Genomic DNA, 18,314 nt, shown 5'->3' with positions numbered 1-18,314 from the left:
CGGCGGTAGCGGCTCAGACCGGTCGCAGCACCGCCGGTCCGAGCCAGCGCGCGGCTTGCAAGGCCAGGTGCAGGTGCAGCGTGCGGTCGTGGTCGTCGAAGACGTCGCCGACCAGTTCGAGCGCCTGCCGCACCCGGTACTGGACGGTGTTGCGGTGCACCGCCAGTTCCGCGGCGGCAGCCGCGTAGCTGCGGTTGTTGGCCAGGAAGACGCGCAGGGTTTCGCGCAGCCAGAGATTGCGCTGGTTGTCGGTGGCGAGTTCACCCAGGCAGTCGGCCACGTAGCGGCGCAGTTCCTCGATATCGCCGCCCAGGAGCGCGACGGCCGCCACCTGGTCGTGCGACACCACGCGCGGCGCGGCGGGACCGGCGAGCAGCACGAGTTCGCGTACCCGGTCGGCTTGGCGCAGGCTCCGGCGGAAGCCCGCGACGCCCGCGCCGCACCCGCCGACCGCCACCCGCACCGGCAACGACATGGCCGACAGCGTGCGCTCGATGGCGCCGGCATCGATCGTCGTGTCCTTGGCGACGGCGAACCACAGCCGGACCTCGCGTTCGTCGGTCGGCACCAGCAGCGCCCGGCGCGGGTTGCCGAACAGCGAAACAAGTGCGGCCCGAACGGCATCGAGCACGTCCACCGCGGCCCGCGCCGAGAGCTGCGGCTCGGTCCAGGCGTTCACCGCGATGTGGCGGCCGGACAGCGGATAGCGCAGCACTTGCTCGGCCTGCCCGATGTCGTCGGCCGAGCCGTCGAGCACCCGCGCCACCCATTCCTGTCGCAGGGCGCCGCGGCTGCCCACCCACCGGTCGCGTTCCTGTTGGTAAGCCACGCCGACGTGCTCGCACACCCGATCGATGTACACGGCGCTGCGATTGACGATCCGGATGATGGCCGCCGAACTGTCGGGACCGCCCAGTTCCACGGCGTAGCGCATCGCGATGTCGAGGAACCCGGCATGCCCCACTCGATAGGCGCGAATCAGCACGGGCAGTGGGACGTCGCGCTGAGCGAGCGTGCGCGCGTACACCAAGGCCCGGTCGGGCGCGTGCACGTCGCCCTCGGCGGCGTCGCTCTGCACGAAGTCCAGGACGGACATCAGGTTGTCGGTGGTGCCCGCTTCGAACAACCCCCGCAGCCGGGCGTCGGAGTCGAGCGTCACGACTTGCGCGCGCATCACCGCCGACAACTCGGCGATCAAGTCGTCGCGATCGCGCAGCATCGTCGAGACGACCGCGCGAACCACCTCGTTCTCGCCGCCGGCCACGCCGACACCTCCATCCACCGGCTCGGTTCGCATCCCCAACGTAGCCCCCGCCGGAGGCCCGGTGCGGCTGCCTGCGGGAACCCCACCGCCCCGGTAGCCTCGGGGCGGGGCGAGGCGGACCGAGCGACGAGGAGAGTGCCCATGAGTCGTCCAGTGCGTATCGGAGTTCAGCTACAGCCGCAGCACGCGCCGGAATACCGGCTCATCCGCGACGCGGTGCTGCGCTGCGAGGACGCGGGTGTCGACATCGTCTTCAACTGGGACCACTTCTACCCGCTCACCGGCGATCCCGACGGTGCGCACTTCGAGTGCTGGACGATGCTGGGCGCGTTCGCCGAGCAGACCGAGCGGGTGGAGATCGGCGCGCTGGTGACCGGCGGCGGCTATCGCAATCCGGATCTGCTGGCCGACATGGCGCGCACCGTCGACCACATCAGTGGCGGCCGGCTGATTCTCGGCATCGGCGCGGGCTGGTTCGAGCGGGACTACGACGAGTACGGCTACGACTTCGGCACCGCGGGCAGCAGGCTGGAGCTGCTGAAGGAGGCCCTGGCCCGGATCAGCGCCCGGTTGCCGAAGCTCAACCCGCGACCGACCCGCGATCTGCCGATTCTCATCGGCGGGGGTGGCGAGAAGAAGACTTTGCGGCTGGTCGCGCAGTACGCCGACATGTGGCACACCTTCGCCGACCTGGACGTGCTCGCGCACAAGAACAAAGTGCTCGCCGAGCACTGCGCCGCCGTCGGCACCGATCAGGCGCGCATCGAGCGCTCGGTGCAGTGGCCGGGTCTGGAGAAGGCGCCCGCCTTCGTCGAGGCGGGCGTGACGACCTTCACCATCGGAGCCAGCGGGCCCGACTACGACCTGAGCGAGGTCGCGAAGGCCGTGCGATGGCGTGACGAGGTCAATCCGGAGCCGGTCAGCGGTCTGGCCTGAGCCGGATTGCCTGCGGGTCGATCCGGTGGGTTCCGCAATTCCGATCACGATGATCGAAAATTGGGACCGCCGGGGGCACATGGTTTCGGAGGTGACCGCCTCGGGGTAGCTGTGGAATAGCAGATTTCCACGGCTAGGGTTGTCCGTCATGGCTGTTCTGCCCGCTGTGCGATCTCGTGCGTTGATCGCCGTGATATTGCTTGCCGTCGGTCTCAGCGCGACGGCGTGTGGTTCCGGCTCCGACGACGCGGTCACCGAGCGCAACCTCTGCGCACCGCCCGGCCTGGCCGCGGCCTCCGCCGCGCCCACCAACCTGGCCTCCTCGGCCGCCGCGGGCAGCGACCGCTATACCACCGCTGCCACCGTGCCGCTGAGCTCGATCGACGTCTCGAAACTCGGGTTGATCACGCCGGGCAAGCTCAGTGTCGGCACGCTGTCGGACGCGCCGCCGAGCATCTGCGTCGACCGGCAGGGCACGTTCACCGGCTTCGACAACGAACTGCTGAAGGCGATCGGGGCCAAGCTCGGCCTCCAGGTGGAATTCTCCGGCACCGAGTTCGCCGGGCTGCTCGCTCAAGTGTCCGGCGGCCGCTTCGACGTGGGTTCGTCCAACGTCACCACCACGGACGCGCGCCGCCAGCTGGTCGGCTTCACCAACGGCTACGACTTCGGCTACTTCTCCCTGGTGGTGCCGACCGGTAGCGCGGTCGAAGGATTCGCCGACCTGAACCGGAACACCCGGATCGCGGTGGTGCAGGGCACCGTGCAGGACGAATTCGTGGTGAACCAACTGCGGTTGGACCCGGTGAAGTTCCCGGACTACAACACCGCCTACGCCAACCTGAAGTCCGGTCAGGTGGACGCCTGGGTCGCCCCCTCCGCCCAAGCCGAGGGCGCGATCAAGCCCGGTGACGGAACGTCGGTGTCGCAGAACACCTTCAGTCTGGACAATTTCGTCGGCTACGCGGTCGCCAAGAACAACCAGCCGCTGATCGACGCGCTGAACAGCGGCCTGGACGCGGTGATCGCCGATGGCACCTACGCCAAGCTGTACACCGACTGGGTGCCCCGCCAGCTGCCGCCGGGCTGGAAGCCGGGCTCGAAGGCCGCCCCCGCGCCACAGCTGCCGGACTTCGCCGCGCTCGCCGCGGGCAAGCAGAAGGACGAAACCGCGCAGAACGCGCCGAAATCCACGGTGCAGCAGTTGAAGGACACGTTCTTCGACTGGTCGCTGTACCGCAAGGCATTTCCCGACCTGCTCCAGACCGGTCTGCCCAATACGCTGATCCTGGCGGTGGTCTCGGGTGCGCTCGGCACCGTCCTCGGCATGCTCCTCGCGGTCGCCGGAATATCGCGTACTCGCTGGTTGCGCTGGCCCGCGCGGGTGTACACCGACATCTTCCGCGGTCTGCCCGCCGTGGTCATCATCCTGCTGATCGGTCTCGGTGTCGGCCCGGTGGTGCGCAACCTCACCGGCAACAACCCCTACTGGCTCGGCGCGGTGGCGCTGGCGCTGCTCGCCTCGGCCTACATCGGCGAGATCTTCCGCTCCGGCATCCAGTCGGTCGAGACCGGGCAGCTGGAAGCGGCGCGCGCCATCGGTTTCGGCTACCGCCAGGCGATGACGCTGGTGGTGATCCCGCAGGGCGTGCGCCGAGTGCTCCCGGCTTTGGTCAACCAGTTCATCGCCCTCATCAAGGATTCCTCGCTGATCTACTTCCTCGGCCTGCTCGCCACCCAGCGCGAGCTGTTCGCCGTCGGCCGCGATCTCAACGCGCAGACCGGCAATCTCTCGCCGCTGGTGGCCGCGGGCCTGGTCTACCTGATCCTGACCATCCCGCTCACCCACTTGGTGAACTACATCGACCGCCGGATGCGCACCGGCCGACCCGACCGGCCGATCGACCAGGTGGAGGCGGCCACGATCACGGAAGGGCGCGGATAGATGAGTGCCTCCCTCACCGGTACCGGACTGCATCTCACGCTTGGGCACAACCACGTGCTGCGCGGGATCGACATCCACGTCGACGCGGGCAAGACCGCCACCGTCATCGGGCCGTCCGGGTCGGGTAAGTCGACCCTGCTGCGGGTGCTGAACCGGCTCTACGAGCCCGATCAGGGCGACGTGCTGCTGGACGGCAAGTCCGTGCTGACCGAGAACCCGGACCGGTTGCGCCAGCGCATCGGCATGGTGTTCCAGCAATTCAATCTGTTCCCGCACAAGACGGTCGCGGAGAATGTCGCGCTGGGTCCGCGCAAGTTGCGCGGCCTGTCCAAGGACGAGGCGCGGGCGCTGGCCGTCGAACAGTTGGAGATCGTCGGCCTGGCCGACAAAGCGGACGCGCGTCCGGCCAACCTGTCCGGCGGGCAACAGCAGCGCGTCGCCATCGCGCGGGCGCTGGCCATGCGGCCGGAGATCATGTTCTTCGACGAGGCCACCTCGGCGCTGGACCCCGAGCTGGTGAAGGGGGTGCTCGCGCTGATGGCCGACCTCGCCTCCGGCGGCATGTCGATGGTCGTGGTGACCCACGAGATGGGCTTCGCCCGCACGGTGTCCGACAGCGTGGTGTTCATGGACCGCGGGCAGGTCGTGGAGACCGGTACGCCCGACGCCTTGTTCGACGACGCGCAGACGCCGCGTTTGCAGAGGTTCCTCGCCCAGGTGCTCTGAGCCCACAGCGCACTCGAGGCAATCTTGATTGATGCGCATCTGCTAATGTATTTGTCATCACGATTCCAGCTATCCGCATCAGGGAAGAGGGAAATTCGATGACCACAGCACATGCGCAGCACACCGGCCACGACCATGTCCACGGCCCGGACTGCGGGCACACGGCGTTCCAGCACGGCGATCACATCGACTACGCCCACGATGGTCATCTGCATCGCGAACATCAGGGTCACTACGACGAGTGCGAGCACTCCGAGCACACCGAATGCCGCGACCATCCGCATCAGCACGGTCCCAACTGCGGCCACGAGTCCGTCCAGCACGGGGACCACGTCGACTACGTGCACGACGGCCACCGCCACGCCCCGCACGACGGCCACTTCGACGAGCACTGAGTCGCGTCGGTACCGGGTTCTAGAGTCGGGCGGGTGATCGACGAACTCGAGCTTCGCACCGCGGCGGGAACCTTCGACGTACTGGCCGCCGGTGCTCCCGGTGACCGGGAGGTGCTGCTGCTGCACGGGTTTCCGCAGGGAGCGCGCGAGTGGGAGTACCAGCTCGGTGTGCTCGGCGGAGGCGGGTGCCACGTCGTCGCGCCGGACCAGCGCGGGTATTCCCCAGGTGTCCGGCCCGAACGTGCGGCCGATTACCGGATCGAAGAGCTGGCCGGCGATGTGATCGCCGTGGCCGACGCGCTGGGGTGGGACCGCTTCGACTTGATCGGCCACGACTGCGGCGCGCTGGTCGGATGGGCGGTGGCGGCGGAACTGCCACAGCGGATCCGCACCTTCGCCGCGGTGTCGCATCCGCATCCCGCCGCACTCCAGCAGGCGATGGCCGAGGACGAGGACCAAGCGCAGCGCTCGCGCCACCTGATCGAGCTGCGCCGGCCACGGACCGCGGAGCGGGCCCTGCTGGCCGACGATTGCGCCGCATTGCGCCGGATCTTCGAGTGGAAGATCCCGGAGGAACGCGTCGATGAGTACGTGCGCAGGCTGGCGCGGCCGGGCGCGCTCACCGCGGCGCTGAACTGGTATCGCGCCATGGATCTCGGGGGTCCGACCGGTCCGGCGTGCGTGCCCACCTTGTACGTCTGGGGCACCGAGGACGCGACCGTCGGCCCCACGGCGGCGCTGACCACCGGGAAATACGTGTCCGGCCCGTACCGGTTCGAGATGCTCGAGGACGTCTCGCACTGGGTTCCCGAGGAGGCGCCCGAGGCGCTGACCCGGCTGCTGATCCAGCACCTGCTCGCCCATCGGGACTGAATGCGCTGGTGCGCTGCCGATCCCGGCGTTTCCCGGACAGGGCTGCGACCAGAGGGAAGGCTGAGGCTCGTGCATCGAGGCCGAGGGAGGTGAACCGTGGACGTCCAGGAAGTCAACCGGCGAACCATCGCGCAATTCCGCGCGGGCGGCGCGATCGACGGCATGCAACGCGACCGACTGATCCTGCTGACCACGACCGGTCGCAGAACCGGCGTCTCGTACACCACTCCGCTGATGTACCACCGCGACGGCGATCGGCTGTTGATCGTCGCGTCCAATATCGGCGCGCCGAAACATCCCGACTGGTACCTGAACTTGCGCGCGGACCCGCGCGTCACCGTCGAGGTGGGCGGTGAGGACTATCCGGCGCGGGGCACCACGCTGACCGGCGACGACCGTGCCCGCACCTGGGCGATGCTGAAGAGCACCTATCCGTTCTTCGCCGAACACGAGATGCAGACTTCCCGGATCATCCCGGTGGTCGCGCTGACTCGGGCGTGACGACCCGCGCGTCGCCCTGCCGGTGGCTAGCGGCTCGCGTGCGTGTCGGAGCGAGCGCAGGCAGTCGCGTCCACTCGCCGGTCGGCGACCAGGTCGAGCAGAACGGTCAAGTTGTCCGGGTCGGCAGGGTCGAGGACCCCTTCCGGTAGGGCCAGTTCGGTGAGCCGTTGTCCCCGGTGCAAGGCGGCGGGGCGCAACGGCGGCGCGTCGTCGGGTTGTCCGAGGATGGTGGCGATGTTTCCGTCGTTGTCGTAGACGGCGTAGTAGCGCATTGTGGTGGGCTCCTCAGAGGCCGGTCGAGGCGGTCATCCGACTGGTTTGACTACGTCTCCTGCTCGCGAATCGTGATGGCTGAGGCGTTCGAGCTTATCCACACGTTCGATGCTGAGTGTCGGTTTGCGCATCAGTAGCGTTACCCGTTTCCGATTCGTTCTCACGGCATCGCCGCACGTAGACAGCTATATGGAGACCGGAGGGCATGGTTTGCCCGAATCAGGCGCACACGGTGGCGAAGGCTGCCCAGAGCACCGGGGAGTGCTCGATCCGGCCGGTGTCGCGCCATGCGGCCATGCGGTCGCGCTGCCATGCGGCGAGGGCGGTCACCGGGTCGGGTTGTTCGTGCGCCGCGTCGATGGCGCAGACGGCTTCCTGCAGCGGGAGGGCGTGCGCGGGCGCGCCCGCGACGCGCTGGAAGGCGAAATCCGTGGGCAGCGCCCACCGGCCCGCGGTGACCAGTTCCGCGCCGGCGGTGATCATCGCGGCGGTCAGGCCGAGCGCTTCGCTGAACCGCAGGTCGCCACCGCTCTCACAGGCGATCAGCGCGACCCGGCTCGGCATCGGCCACAGCCGCGCGCCGGCAACGGGATCCGCGTCCAGGGTGTGCGTGCCGAGCAACAGGTCTTTGGCCGAGAGCGGCCGGTGTGTGCGGGCCGGTTCGGCGAAGCCGACGGCGTCGGCGGTGCAGGCCAGGTGCAACTGGGCGTCCTCGCTGCGACCGGATTCGGGCGCGGCGGCGGAGACGTGCCCGACGTAGATCAAGCGGCTCGCGCCCGCGCGCAGGACGGCGCCGAGCCAGTGGCGATCGACATCGGTGCGCCGGAAAGCCGCCACCGGGTCCGGTGCCGCGGGCCGCAATCGGCCGTTCGCGGCGTACTCCGCCATGCGTTGCGCGAGCGGGGCTTCGGCGGTCATCCGGCCCAGCACCGAGCCCAGCGTCGAATCGGCGCGGAAGCCGGGAACGCGCGGATCCAGCACCGCGACGACCGGACCCGCGGCGGTGTCCGTCCAGGTGCGCGCGATCCGGCCCGGCGCTTGCACCACGCTCGCCGCAGCGAGCAGGCTGACGTCGGCGATGTCGAGCAACCGGACGTCGCGGTCCGGCGCGATGATTTCCCACGGCACCTGGGCGACCCGCGGTGACGGTTGCAGCCGGATATGCGGACGCACGCCGCGCTGCCACAACTCGTAGAGCTGCGCGGCCAGGCCGTAGGGCAGCAGCGCCCGGGAAAGCTCCTGCGCCACGGAGTATTCGCGCTCGTAGTCGGCGAACGCGCCGGTGGTGAGAGCCCGCTCGAGGCCGCCGGGCTCGGCGGGGTGCGGCAGCGCGCCGGTCAGCAGGGCGACCGCGCGCATCGCCGCGTCTTCCGGAAGCACGCCCGCGCCCCGGGGTGCGCTGTCGTCGACCCATCGCCACGACACGTAGATGTCGCCCGCGTCCGCCATGCGGACGAGCACCGTCGGTCGCGTCATACCGTCAGCACCCGGTCGTCGCGGATCACCCGGCCGTAGCGCTGTTCGGCGGCGGCGATGAACGGCGCGAGCGCGATCCGTCCTTCCCCGGCCGGGGCCAGCCGCGGCGGCGGGGCGACCGGCAGGCCCGCGCCCGCCGCGACCTCGGCCAGGGCGGCGCCCAGCTGCAGGGCGGCGCTGCCGGGGTGATCGATGAAGTCCTCCGGCGGATCCGGCAAGTCCAGCGGAAGCCGGGTCGGAGTGGTCCGCTCCGTCCGATCCAGCGCCAAAGCGGTCCCAGCGCACTGTGTTTCGATCAAGTCGGTGACGAGGACGCCATCGCCGGAAAGGTAGGCGAAGCGGAACGCCAACCGCATCGCCGGGTCGGCGATCTGCCGGTTCCACTGCTCGCGCTGCGTGCCGTTCGGCAATGTGTGACGGACGGCGTCGATGGCCAGCGCGGCCGGAACGGCGATGCCGACCGCACGCCCGAGCAACTCCGCGGACGGCGACGCGGTCGCGCTGATCGCGCCTTCCAGCAGCGTCGCGTGCCAGAAATCGAGCTGGGCGCAGTGCAGGCCGAGGCCGCGTTCGGCATAGATCGCGAACGCCGCAGCGAGCAGTTGCTCGCATTCGTCGACCTGCCCCGCCCTGAACGCCACGGTCGCCGTGCGAATGCGCAGGTCTGCGGCATCGAGCACCGCGCCGGACGCCACGAAATACGCCAGGCTCCGCTCGTAGCAGTCCCGCGCACTCGCCGGATCACCGCGGCCCTCGGCGAGAAATCCCATGATCTTCAGACCGATCCCGGCCCGGTGCTCCAACCCGGCTCGCTCGAAATAGGCCTGACTGGAGCGCAGCGGCGCCTCCACCTCGTCGTAACGCTCGAGGCGGACGAGCATGGTGGCGAGGTTCTGTTCGGTCTCCGCGACCGCGTTGCGATCGCCCGCGGACTCGAACGCGGCGAGGGCTTGCCGCGCGAAATCGACCGCCAGGTCACGGCGGCCGGTCTCGAAGTACGTGGCCGCGAGGTTCATCAGTGGATGGCCGGCGAGTTGCGGTGCGAAACGGCGTGCCGCGGCGAGTGACTCGGTGGCCAGTTCGGCGGCGTAGGCCCAGCTCTGGCGGTGCAACGCGACGGCGGTGAGCGAGAGCAGGCAGGCCACGCGCAGCACGCCCAGATCGGTGTCGGTGTTGTCGGCGAGCAAGGCGCGTGCCTGTTCCAGCGCCGCCTGCGCCGCGTCCAGCTCGCCGAGATGCTGTAGCGCTTGCGACATGTTGACCAGGGCGTTCGGCCGCAATCGCGGGGCGTCCACGGGCATTTCGGCCAGTGCCGAGCGGTAGAGGGCGAGCGAGGCGGCGTGGTCGCCGAGCTCGTCGGCCATGCTCGCGGCGTTGATGATCGCGCCGAGCCGGATGTCGCCGGTGGTGCGCTCGGCGGCGTCCTCGAACAGGCGCTTGGCCTCGGCCGGGTCCCCGCCGGTGTAGGCGGCGGCGCCCGCGGCGAGTAGTTCCCGGCCGTCGTCCGGTGTCTCGTCGGCCATGTCAGAAGTCCGAATCCGACGCGGCGGCGGCTATCTCCGCCAGCAGCGGCGCGTCCACCGGGTTGTCGGGCGCGCCGTCGGTGCGGCGCAGCCGTGCCGTGACCAGGTCGCGAATCCGTGCACGCCGGTTCTCGGCGTCCGGTTCCGGCTCGTCCACGCCGACGCCCGGCACGTAGACGTGCACGCTCACGCCCGCTTCCGCACCGGCTGGGGCCGCGGTCTCGGCCCGCCAGAGTTCGCCCTCGCGGACCAACGCCACCTCGGTGGCGTCGGTCGCGGTGCGAATTCCGGCGCGGGGATGCAGGTGCGCGGGAACGTCCTCGGCCGAGAGCGGGGCGGCGACCGCGCTCACCCGCACGATCGTCGCGCCGGCCTCGCGCACCACCTCCCAGGACACGGCGCGTTCCGAGGCGTCGAGCAGGCCGGGCGGGCAGCGCTGCCAATCCCAGCCCGCGGTGCCCCTGGCCAGGACGAGCGCGCCGGGCGCAGCGAGGGTGGCGGGCCCGGCGGCCAGCGCGTAATCCTCCGCGCGGCCGAGGGTTTCGGCGGCCGCGCGTTCTTCCGGAGCCGCGTCGGCGCCGTCGACGATCAGGTCGCATTCCTCGCTCAGTGTGGCGATCTCGTCCTCGAGCAGGCGCTCGTCCAGTGGGGCGATGCCGTCCAGCGCCGACGCGGGCCACCAGCGCGCCGCCCAGCGCGCGTAACCCAGCCGCCACGTGCGGGCGGCGAGATCCGGCAGCGCCGGCTCGGCCCGGTATTCCCCTTCGCCCGCTGTTTCATCGAGGGCGAGGGCGACCTCCTCGCCGTACATCGCCCAGACCCACTCCTGTGCGAGGGCCAAGTCGTCGATCACGGCCGCCGGAGTGACCTGCTCGCTGAGCAGGCTCCACGTCAAGTGGCCGCCCGCCACCTCGAGTACGAGCACGTCCACCCCGGCTGCGTCGTCCATGACGGTCGGCGCGTCGTCCGGCGCGATGATCCACAGGCCGTCTCGACGGCGGATGCGTACGGTGGTCATCAGCTCGCCTTCGATTCCGCCGCGTCCGGCTCACCCGCGCTCGCCCGCACGCTCAGCACCCGCTTGACCCGCGTGCGATGGTCCAGGATCACCGACCGCGCCACCCCGTCGAGCAGATCCCACAACTCGTCCGGGTCGTAGATCGCGAACTCCCGGACATCCCTGCCGTGCAGGCGCACCCACAATCGGCGCAGGTACGGTCGCCACGGCGTGGTCAGCTCGGCGGCGATGGCGGCCAACGGGCCCGTGCGCGGCTCGGCGGACACCACCAGCCGCCGCGCCTGCAACACATAGGCTTCCCGCTGCCACCGGCTGTTGACCAGCTGATGCGCCGTGGACCGTGTTGTCTCGGGTGTGGTTTCGGCCAGACGCAGACGCGGTCGTCCCGTCGAGGGTCCGCTGCGGTGCTCGATGGGCGCCAAGCCGCTCGCCAGCGCGGTTCCCGCCGTCGCGGTCACCCGCAGCGACTCGTCCAGCAGCGCCCACGGTGCGCAACTCCGGGCGATCTCGGCGTCGACCAACTCGGGGATCGGCGGCAGCTCCGCACGATCGGTGGACGCCTGCAACACCGTGAACACCCGCTCGTACACGGTGCGATCGAACGGGAGCCCGAGGGTCGATTTCGAGGCCGAAGAGCCGATCGCGGGCCGCTGCGGCACCGGCTGCGCGGTCAACCCCAGCTCCTGAGCGGACTGCTCGGATGCGTCCTGCCACAACCGGATTCCCATGTGGGTACCGGCATGGGTCGCGACCAGCCGGTCCAGGATCCGCTGTCCGTCGGCGTCGGCGCCGAGCCGTGCCGACGCACAGGCTTCCAGCAGTCCGTCCACCTCGGCGTCGTGGTCGCCCGGCGGACCGGTGAGCGGACGCCGTCGCCAGGCCAGCTCGAGCAGCCCGGCCAGTTCCCGTTCCCGGTCGTGGTCGGTGAGGTACTCCTTCAGCGCCTGCGTGGTGCGTCCCGCGGTGTACTCGTGGATCTCGCGCAGCGCGTCCTCCGCGACCGCGCGAGCCCGCGCCGGGTCCGGCATACCCGAGGTGGTCGCCAGCTCGAAACAGCGCTGGAAGTACAGATCCTGCGGATGCCCCTCGGTGATCCGCAGGGTGCGCCGCACCTGCTTGAGCACCGTGAACCAGGCCGCCGTCGCCCGCAGCGCATCCGCCGCGGCATGGATCCGCGCCTCCAGCAACACCGCGCCGTCCGCCGTCAGGATCGGCCCGGCGCACAGCGGATGCTGCACCGGGCGGATCACCAGCGGGTCGAGCAGGAGCTTCACGGTCCGGCGCAGCGGACCACCGTGCGGGCCGCTGAGCGGTTCGACACCGCCGAGCTTGCGCCACACCTCATCGAGCACCATGGCGCGCGGTCGTCGCATGGGCTGAGTGTATTGGCCACGACTTCATCCCGAAGCCGTCCGTGTGGCGTACCACACGCCACCGAATTCGACGCCTAAGGTCGGACTCGGTCCGCCCATCAGGGGCAGCTGAGTGGAGGGATTCGAAGAATGAAGTTCGAGAGAATCACTGCCGCCGTTGTCATGGCCCTCTCGGCCGTGGTCATCACGGCGGCGACCGCCCACGCAGAGCCGTCCGTAATGGAGCAGCCGACTGCGGTGATCGACAACGGTGCGGTGGTGCTCGAGCCCGGCGCCGAAGCGACGGCGACCGAAGTGCCGCAATGGGACGCTGTCGACGGTAGTTCGATCGCGATCGCGCAGCAGACCGAGGCGGACGGCGGCACCCTGACACCGACTCCGACGGCGGAGGATATCGCCCAACCGGCAGACATCAGCTCCTACGACCGGCTCAAGGAGCAGATCAACAAGAACCTGCCCGGCGTCGTCGGCGGTGCCATCGTGGGCGGCCTCCTCGGGGCGTGTATGCCTCTGATCTGGGGCGTCAGCATCCCCGTGGGTGTACTGATCGGTGGAACCGTCGGCGGATACGCCGCGGGCGGCCCGGAGTTCCTCGACGCTGTCCAGGCGTTCGTCGCCAACCAGGGGAGGTGAAGTAGCGGTCAGGTATCGCGACGCGCCGCCAGCCCGTCCAGCACCCGGTCCAGCCCGTAGCGGAACTTTCGCTCGCGCAACTGTTCCGGGTTTTGATCCCAGTTCTCCTGCACGATCCGGGGGAACTCTCGCGCCGCTTCTTCGGCGGCAGGCCGTAATCGGTCCAGCCACTCTTTCTCGGTCTGCCCGCTGCGGGCCAGCATGGTCAGATAAGCCGCTTCGGTGATGCCCATGCCGACCACATAGCTGATCATGGCGCCGATGCCGTCGGGCGCCTCCTCGGTGGGGAAGCCGCCCGCTTCGAACAACCCCACCATCCGGTCGTTGAGCCGCATCACGTTCGGACCCAGGTACGACAGCCCGACCTGGCCGAGGGTCGAGGCCATCCATGGATGCCGGAGAATCATCGCGCGCAGGCTCTGCGCGCACTCCAGCGTGGCGCTGCGCCAGTTCGCCGGGTCATCGATCTCCGGGACGCTGATCTCGCCGTAGACCTCGTCGACCACCAGCTCGATCAGCTCGTCCCGATTGGCCACGTGGCGGTAGAGCGAGGTGGCGCCCGCGTTCAGACGCGCGCCGAGCTGGCGCATGCTCAGCGCCTCCATGCCCTCCGCGTCCAGGAGCGCGACGGCCTCGGCCACGATCTGTTCCCTGCTCAGGGCCGGTTGCTCCCGGCCCCGCCTCGGGCGTGTCCACACCGACGCCACCTGCTGTTTCTCCGCGGACATAACGCTCCTTCCGTCGACCGCCACCATAGCGCACGTCGTTCGCTCAGTGCGTACGCTCATTACACGTGAGAGCAACGTGCGCATAGGCGAACGTCGTACGCATGATTGCTGGAAATCGTGACCGTCGTCGCGAGAAGAGCTCGATGTCGTAGGGCGCTCCGCCGCTCGGGCGTGGGGTCCACAAGCTCGGGCGGGCTGATCCGCGCGGCGGGTGCCGCGGCTGGGGCAGGATCGCGAGTGGCTTCATCGGGCGGAGGGCGGGGGATGTCCGGCCAGGATGCGGTTCAGATCGACGCGTAACGGGGCTGGCGCGGCTTGCCCGCCCGTGGTCGGTAGTTCGGTGAGGATCCGCTGAGCCAGTTCGCGTAGTCGCACGTTGGTGTGCTGGGAGCAGGACCGTAGCAGCGCGAACGCTTGCTGCTCGCCGATCCCGTACACCAGCATCAGCATCCCTTTGGCCTGCTCGATCACCGCGCGGCCGGCCTCGAACGCGAACCTATCGGCATCACCGGGCGGTAGGGGCTGTTCGATGTCCACATCCCACCCCTACCCAAGGTGCGGCGTGTAGAAAACCCCTCCCCGCGAAACGGAAAAATCTGTATCGCAGGATGTAGACATTATGGAAGATGGGGTGTACATTCACTGGTGTTGGAGATGAGAAGTCTGGTTGGCCGGGCAGGTGAACTGCACCGGAAGCAAGATCCACCATCCCCTCCGGCGGAGAAGAGAATCCGGTGCAGTCGGCCGGGCCGCCGGAGGGGATGACGAACTCCGCAGACACGTCCGGCGCCCCAGGAGGTGGTTACTGAACAGCTCTTCCCAGATTCCGCGTCCCGGGCTGTTGCCGGGCGCGGTCCCCGCGGTCGGCTCTACCATCCGACCGGCGGGATCGACGTGAAACCCCCTCGATCCCAGGCCCCGGCGCACCGCGCGCCGGGGCCTGTCGACGTTGAACCCCAGAGGTGTTGTGCAGCAATCGAATGACCCCATCGACCCCGCTGACCCGACCGACGCTTCCAGTGCCGCCGACCGGCTGGATGACGAGAACTACCCCGCCTACAGCATGGGCAGGGCCGCGGAAATCCTCGGCGTCACTCCCGCCTTCCTCCGCGGCCTCGACGCCGCCGAACTGCTGACACCGCAGCGCTCACCGGGCGGGCACCGCCGCTACTCCCGCTCCCAGTTGCGGATCGCCGCGCGGGTCCGCGCGCTGGTCGACGCGGGCACACCGCTGGAGGCGGCGTGCCGGATCATCGTCCTGGAAGACCAACTCACCCAAGCACGCGAACTCAACGCCGAACTCACCCGGAAAGACCCGCCCGGGCCGGACCGCGACAGCTGAGCTTCGATCAGCCGCGGCCGCGGGTGCCCAGTTCGGCCCACACCGTCTTGCCGCGGTCGTGGTAGCCCACACCCCAGCGGGTGGCCAGCTGATCGACCAGGATCAACCCCCGCCCGCCGGTGTGATCCGGTCGGCGGATCCGTGCCGGCGCGGGCGAAGCGTCGTCGACCTCCACACGCAACCAGTCGCCGCGGTCGACCACCATCAACCGGCAACCACGCGGCGCGCGGGCATGCACGACAGCGTTGCTGGCCAACTCGTCACACACCTGCACGGCGTCCTCGACTCCGATACCGGCGAGCGGCGCGAGCAGGCGCCGCACCGCAGCCCGCAGCTGCCCCAACGGCACCACCTCGAGATCCCACTCGACAACAGTGCCGTCGGCGCGCACCGGATCCAGTGTCGAAACACCCACCTTGCACCCCCTCCTTCCACTCGCCGCGGTACCGGCCTCCATGCGGACAGCACCACCTTGTCCACGACATACCCCCGCGGCTCGCCCACGAAAACCACCGCCCCCCGCACCGCGGCGACATGAGGTGCGGAGAATCGCTGCTGGCCGGGGTTGCATCCGGTACCCGGGTACAGGCTTACCGTGGCGTCATGACGATGATCACGCCCTCCGCCGGGGACTGGGTGCCGGACTCGTGCACCCTGCCCACCGCCGAGCAGCCGGTGCGGGTCGCGGAGTTCGACCGGTTCTTCGCCGAGTCGGTGCGGCGCGCCGATCGGCCGACACGCACGCGGCTGGAGTTGCTGTTGGACCTCGACGCCGAACCTGTCGGCCGCGATCTGGCCGCCCGCGAGTCCGCCTGCTGCTCGTTGTTCGCCTTCACCTTCCGAACCACCACCACCGGGCCTGTGCTGCGCGTCGAGGTCCCCGACACCCAGGTCGAAGTCCTCGACGCGCTCGCGAGCCGGGTCGATGCCGCGATCGGCGGGAACCGACGTTGACCGGGCTGCGCACCAGCCAGCTCGCCGCGGCCGCCGGAGTGAACGCCCAGACGCTGCGCTATTACGAACGCCGCGGGTTGCTCGCCGAACCGGACCGCTCGCTAGGGGGACATCGGCTGTATCCGGAGCAGGCGTTGACGGTGCTGCGCGTGATCAAGGCCGCCCAGCGGCTCGGATTCACCCTCGACGAGGTCGCCGATCTGCTCGATGTCACCCACTTCGGGCACCGCCGAGCCGACACCGGACTGCAGGCCCGCGCGGCGGCGAAGCTGGCGCAGGTCGATGCGCGGCTCGCCGAGCTGACCGCCGTGCGCGACACCCTGCGCGCGGCACTGGAGGCCGGGTGCGACGACCTGATCGCGTGCAGTGAAAGCCCATGCTGTCCGGTGCCCTTCAGCGAAGGGCGCGACCGCGACAGTGCCGCCGGTGCTGGAGGCGACTGCGACTGCTGAACCCACCGGCTCGCGGCGTTGGTGGCGCCGATCGGTCGGGCGCGTTGCTCTGCGTTGGTTGCTGCGTGGCGCCGATCCTGCTCGCCGCGGCGTTCTCGGCGGCGGCTATCCGGCAGGGTACGGGGTGAGCCACCAGACGTCGTGTGTAATCCACGGTGGGCTGTGCCCAGACACGCGTAAGCGGACGTTGTCGTGAAAACTCACCATCAAGCTCCCGTCGTCATCGACGGTGACGTCGTGAACGGTCAGGTCGAGTACTTCGGCCAGGCGTAGCAGCGCTAGTCTTTCGTCGTCCGATTCCGCTGAGACCACGACAGCCGGGTCCGGCATCACAGTAAAACTGCTGTCGATGTAGAGCCGGACTTCCCGCGGAGATGCTCCGTCACGATTATCGGCGAATGTCACGTACGGCCACGCTTGCCGAATGCCGATTTCAACGACGAAGCGTTCGCGCAGGAGGGCGGGAGCATCGTCGCGGGTCATGACTGATTCCCGGCGACCGTGAGGTCGATCCACTCCACGGTCTGGGTCGGCCGTATCAGGTAGGGCATCCAGGTCCTGTCTGTCGATGCGATGTGCTCGGTACGACGAGAATCTCGAGCAAAGCCAGGTCGTTGCCCGCTTCGGCGAGGCGCCTTCGCGGGTCCCCGATTCGTCTACTATCGCCGGAGGTGGTCCATTGCGCGTCGGGCCTGCTGTTCGGTGGTCCGCTGGATGTCGTCGATATCGGCGGTGGTTGTGGGCGCGACTCCATGGGAGTGGCTGAATTCGAACCTCATGGCCACTTCGATATAGAGGTTGTCATCGAGGACGCCGATCTGATAGTTGACCCAGGTAGTCTCCCCGATTTCGATGACTTCGCGCTCGTAGTATGCCTTTTGCCCCAGATTCGGCACGTCCCCCCTCGACCTGTACTCCATGTGAGGCTCCCACGCGGGGTTCGCCTGGCTCTCATAGAGGGTGCTGGCACGGCGGTGTGAGGGCCATACCGAGGCGGAGACGGAGATCGTTGCGTCTATGGCCGTTCCCGGGGCCTGTGCATACCGGCCGCGCATAGCGCTCGATGCGGTGCAATCGTGGTGGCGATCGCCGACAACAGGGTTGTGGTCGCGTTCTCGCGTGGTCGAATCGGCGTCGGTCCATTTTCGCAGCACCGAGCCGTCGATGAGACCGCAGGGATTCGTCGCGTTTTCCGCGGCGTAGGTCGTCTTCGTCCAGGGGAGTTTGCCGGAGGACACCGAGTCGAACGCGATGAAGGCGACCGCGACGATTCCCGCAATCAGCAGGGTGATCCACACGATACGGCGCGGTGTGCGTGGCTTGCCCGTCCGTGGCATGACACCACGCCTTGGCTGTGCGCTGTCAGGGTGTTCGGTGTGCGACATCGGGATCCGTTCGTCGGCCGTGTTTCTGCCCCGTGATCATCTTTGGTTGGGCTGACGAAGTCCTTAAGGCTCGGTTATCACCATCGAGGTATCCACCCCGCTCGTCGAGCGAGCAGACCGGCCGGTGAACCCACTGGCCACGTAGGGATCGTGCTCGCACCGGAAGATCCGGCGACACGCGGCGGGCGTGTCTGCTGGGTTGCGGGTAGGCCCGGCTGCGAGCATGAACGCCGATGTCGGGTGCGAAGAGGAAATCAGCCCGCCGCCGCGCCAGGCGATCCGGCGGTGACATGTCTTTGGTCTCACCGCGCGGTGAGGCGGGGTGGATCGCGGCGATGCGCACGCATATCTGGCATCGCCGATACCCGCCGTCCTCGGTGCTGCAGGCGCTGGGTACCCCCTGCGGTCACTCCGTGCCCTCAGCGGACCTGCGGGTGTTCGCCGGGCTGGACATCATGATGCGGATACGCGGCTGGACTTTCCTCGGGGAATGCTCCGGCCCGGAAGTCCTCACCTG

The 18,314-nt window shown here is 69.1% G+C and carries 22 protein-coding genes; 11 read left to right on the top strand and 11 right to left on the bottom strand.

What is annotated here, in order from left to right; genetic code table 11:
- Positions 1-13 precede the first annotated feature (13 nt).
- Complete coding sequence (locus ACWEKR_RS26095) at positions 14-1,264, bottom strand: PucR family transcriptional regulator (RefSeq protein WP_452356705.1); 1,251 nt, start codon at positions 1,262-1,264, stop codon at positions 14-16.
- 141 nt (positions 1,265-1,405) lie between these two features.
- On the opposite strand from ACWEKR_RS26095, the gene ACWEKR_RS26090 reads away from it, so the two are divergent.
- The 6 genes from ACWEKR_RS26090 to ACWEKR_RS26065 all read left to right on the top strand — a co-directional run bounded on the left by ACWEKR_RS26090 (position 1,406) and on the right by ACWEKR_RS26065 (position 6,640).
- Entirely contained in the window at positions 1,406-2,200 is a 795-nt protein-coding gene (locus ACWEKR_RS26090) for an LLM class F420-dependent oxidoreductase (RefSeq protein WP_195092174.1), read from the top strand.
- A gap of 148 nt (positions 2,201-2,348) precedes the next feature.
- Positions 2,349-4,145, top strand: a complete 1,797-nt coding sequence (locus ACWEKR_RS26085; protein ID WP_452356704.1) for an ABC transporter substrate-binding protein/permease — start codon at positions 2,349-2,351, stop codon at positions 4,143-4,145.
- On the top strand, positions 4,146-4,871 hold the full coding sequence (locus ACWEKR_RS26080) for an amino acid ABC transporter ATP-binding protein (RefSeq protein ID WP_452356703.1): 726 nt from the start codon (positions 4,146-4,148) through the stop codon (positions 4,869-4,871).
- A gap of 98 nt (positions 4,872-4,969) precedes the next feature.
- Positions 4,970-5,266, top strand: a complete 297-nt coding sequence (locus tag ACWEKR_RS26075) for a hypothetical protein (RefSeq protein ID WP_159846497.1) — start codon at positions 4,970-4,972, stop codon at positions 5,264-5,266.
- Positions 5,267-5,299: 33 nt separating this feature from the next.
- Positions 5,300-6,139, top strand: coding sequence for an alpha/beta fold hydrolase (locus ACWEKR_RS26070; protein WP_452356702.1), 840 nt, complete (start codon positions 5,300-5,302; stop codon positions 6,137-6,139).
- A 96-nt stretch (positions 6,140-6,235) separates the two neighbouring features.
- On the top strand, positions 6,236-6,640 hold the full coding sequence (locus ACWEKR_RS26065; protein WP_452356701.1) for a nitroreductase family deazaflavin-dependent oxidoreductase: 405 nt from the start codon (positions 6,236-6,238) through the stop codon (positions 6,638-6,640).
- A 26-nt stretch (positions 6,641-6,666) separates the two neighbouring features.
- On the opposite strand, the gene ACWEKR_RS26060 is transcribed toward ACWEKR_RS26065, so the two are convergent.
- The 5 genes from ACWEKR_RS26060 to ACWEKR_RS26040 all read right to left on the bottom strand — a co-directional run bounded on the left by ACWEKR_RS26060 (position 6,667) and on the right by ACWEKR_RS26040 (position 12,285).
- Positions 6,667-6,912: a hypothetical protein gene (locus ACWEKR_RS26060; protein WP_452356700.1), complete on the bottom strand. Its 246-nt coding sequence runs from the start codon at positions 6,910-6,912 to the stop codon at positions 6,667-6,669.
- Positions 6,913-7,132: 220 nt separating this feature from the next.
- A complete protein-coding gene (locus tag ACWEKR_RS26055; protein ID WP_452356699.1) occupies positions 7,133-8,389 on the bottom strand; it encodes a CHAT domain-containing protein in 1,257 nt (418 codons plus the stop codon).
- On the bottom strand, positions 8,386-9,912 hold the full coding sequence (locus ACWEKR_RS26050) for a tetratricopeptide repeat protein (protein ID WP_452356698.1): 1,527 nt from the start codon (positions 9,910-9,912) through the stop codon (positions 8,386-8,388). Before ACWEKR_RS26050 ends, ACWEKR_RS26055 begins: the two co-directional genes overlap by 4 nt.
- Position 9,913: 1 nt before the next feature.
- On the bottom strand, positions 9,914-10,930 hold the full coding sequence (locus ACWEKR_RS26045; protein ID WP_452356697.1) for a hypothetical protein: 1,017 nt from the start codon (positions 10,928-10,930) through the stop codon (positions 9,914-9,916).
- Positions 10,930-12,285 (bottom strand): hypothetical protein, encoded by a 1,356-nt coding sequence (locus tag ACWEKR_RS26040; RefSeq protein ID WP_452356792.1) that lies wholly within the window; start codon positions 12,283-12,285, stop codon positions 10,930-10,932. The genes ACWEKR_RS26045 and ACWEKR_RS26040 overlap by 1 nt, the downstream gene beginning before the upstream one ends.
- Positions 12,286-12,432: 147 nt before the next feature.
- On the opposite strand from ACWEKR_RS26040, the gene ACWEKR_RS26035 reads away from it, so the two are divergent.
- Complete coding sequence (locus tag ACWEKR_RS26035) at positions 12,433-12,936, top strand: hypothetical protein (RefSeq protein ID WP_452356696.1); 504 nt, start codon at positions 12,433-12,435, stop codon at positions 12,934-12,936.
- Positions 12,937-12,944: 8 nt separating this feature from the next.
- Here ACWEKR_RS26035 and ACWEKR_RS26030 read toward each other — a convergent pair whose 3' ends face one another.
- Both ACWEKR_RS26030 and ACWEKR_RS26025 read right to left on the bottom strand, forming a co-directional pair.
- Positions 12,945-13,664 (bottom strand): TetR/AcrR family transcriptional regulator, encoded by a 720-nt coding sequence (locus ACWEKR_RS26030; RefSeq protein WP_452356695.1) that lies wholly within the window; start codon positions 13,662-13,664, stop codon positions 12,945-12,947.
- Between the two features lie 243 nt (positions 13,665-13,907).
- A complete protein-coding gene (locus ACWEKR_RS26025) occupies positions 13,908-14,201 on the bottom strand; it encodes an ANTAR domain-containing protein (protein ID WP_452356694.1) in 294 nt (97 codons plus the stop codon).
- A gap of 430 nt (positions 14,202-14,631) precedes the next feature.
- Here ACWEKR_RS26025 and ACWEKR_RS26020 point away from each other — a divergent pair, with 430 nt between their 5' ends.
- Positions 14,632-15,006: a MerR family transcriptional regulator gene (locus ACWEKR_RS26020; RefSeq protein WP_452356693.1), complete on the top strand. Its 375-nt coding sequence runs from the start codon at positions 14,632-14,634 to the stop codon at positions 15,004-15,006.
- A gap of 7 nt (positions 15,007-15,013) precedes the next feature.
- On the opposite strand, the gene ACWEKR_RS26015 is transcribed toward ACWEKR_RS26020, so the two are convergent.
- Positions 15,014-15,421 carry an ATP-binding protein gene (locus ACWEKR_RS26015; protein ID WP_452356692.1) on the bottom strand — a complete coding sequence of 136 codons (408 nt, stop codon included), beginning with the start codon at positions 15,419-15,421 and terminating at the stop codon, positions 15,014-15,016.
- A gap of 188 nt (positions 15,422-15,609) precedes the next feature.
- Between ACWEKR_RS26015 and ACWEKR_RS26010 the strand changes: the two genes are divergently transcribed.
- On the top strand, positions 15,610-15,960 hold the full coding sequence (locus tag ACWEKR_RS26010) for a hypothetical protein (RefSeq protein ID WP_452356691.1): 351 nt from the start codon (positions 15,610-15,612) through the stop codon (positions 15,958-15,960).
- On the top strand, positions 15,957-16,412 hold the full coding sequence (locus ACWEKR_RS26005) for a MerR family transcriptional regulator (RefSeq protein ID WP_452356690.1): 456 nt from the start codon (positions 15,957-15,959) through the stop codon (positions 16,410-16,412). The genes ACWEKR_RS26010 and ACWEKR_RS26005 overlap by 4 nt, the downstream gene beginning before the upstream one ends.
- A 105-nt stretch (positions 16,413-16,517) precedes the next feature.
- On the opposite strand, the gene ACWEKR_RS26000 is transcribed toward ACWEKR_RS26005, so the two are convergent.
- Both ACWEKR_RS26000 and ACWEKR_RS25995 read right to left on the bottom strand, forming a co-directional pair.
- Positions 16,518-16,895: a hypothetical protein gene (locus tag ACWEKR_RS26000; RefSeq protein WP_452356689.1), complete on the bottom strand. Its 378-nt coding sequence runs from the start codon at positions 16,893-16,895 to the stop codon at positions 16,518-16,520.
- Between the two features lie 176 nt (positions 16,896-17,071).
- Entirely contained in the window at positions 17,072-17,797 is a 726-nt protein-coding gene (locus ACWEKR_RS25995) for a hypothetical protein (RefSeq protein ID WP_452356688.1), read from the bottom strand.
- A gap of 290 nt (positions 17,798-18,087) precedes the next feature.
- On the opposite strand from ACWEKR_RS25995, the gene ACWEKR_RS25990 reads away from it, so the two are divergent.
- A partial coding sequence (locus tag ACWEKR_RS25990; protein WP_452356687.1) for a hypothetical protein occupies positions 18,088-18,314 on the top strand: 227 nt, incomplete at its 3' end.

The organism is Nocardia sp. NPDC004573, assembly GCF_053602135.1.
Note: the sequence above shows the minus strand (reverse complement) of the source record. Positions and strands in the feature narration are given on the sequence as shown.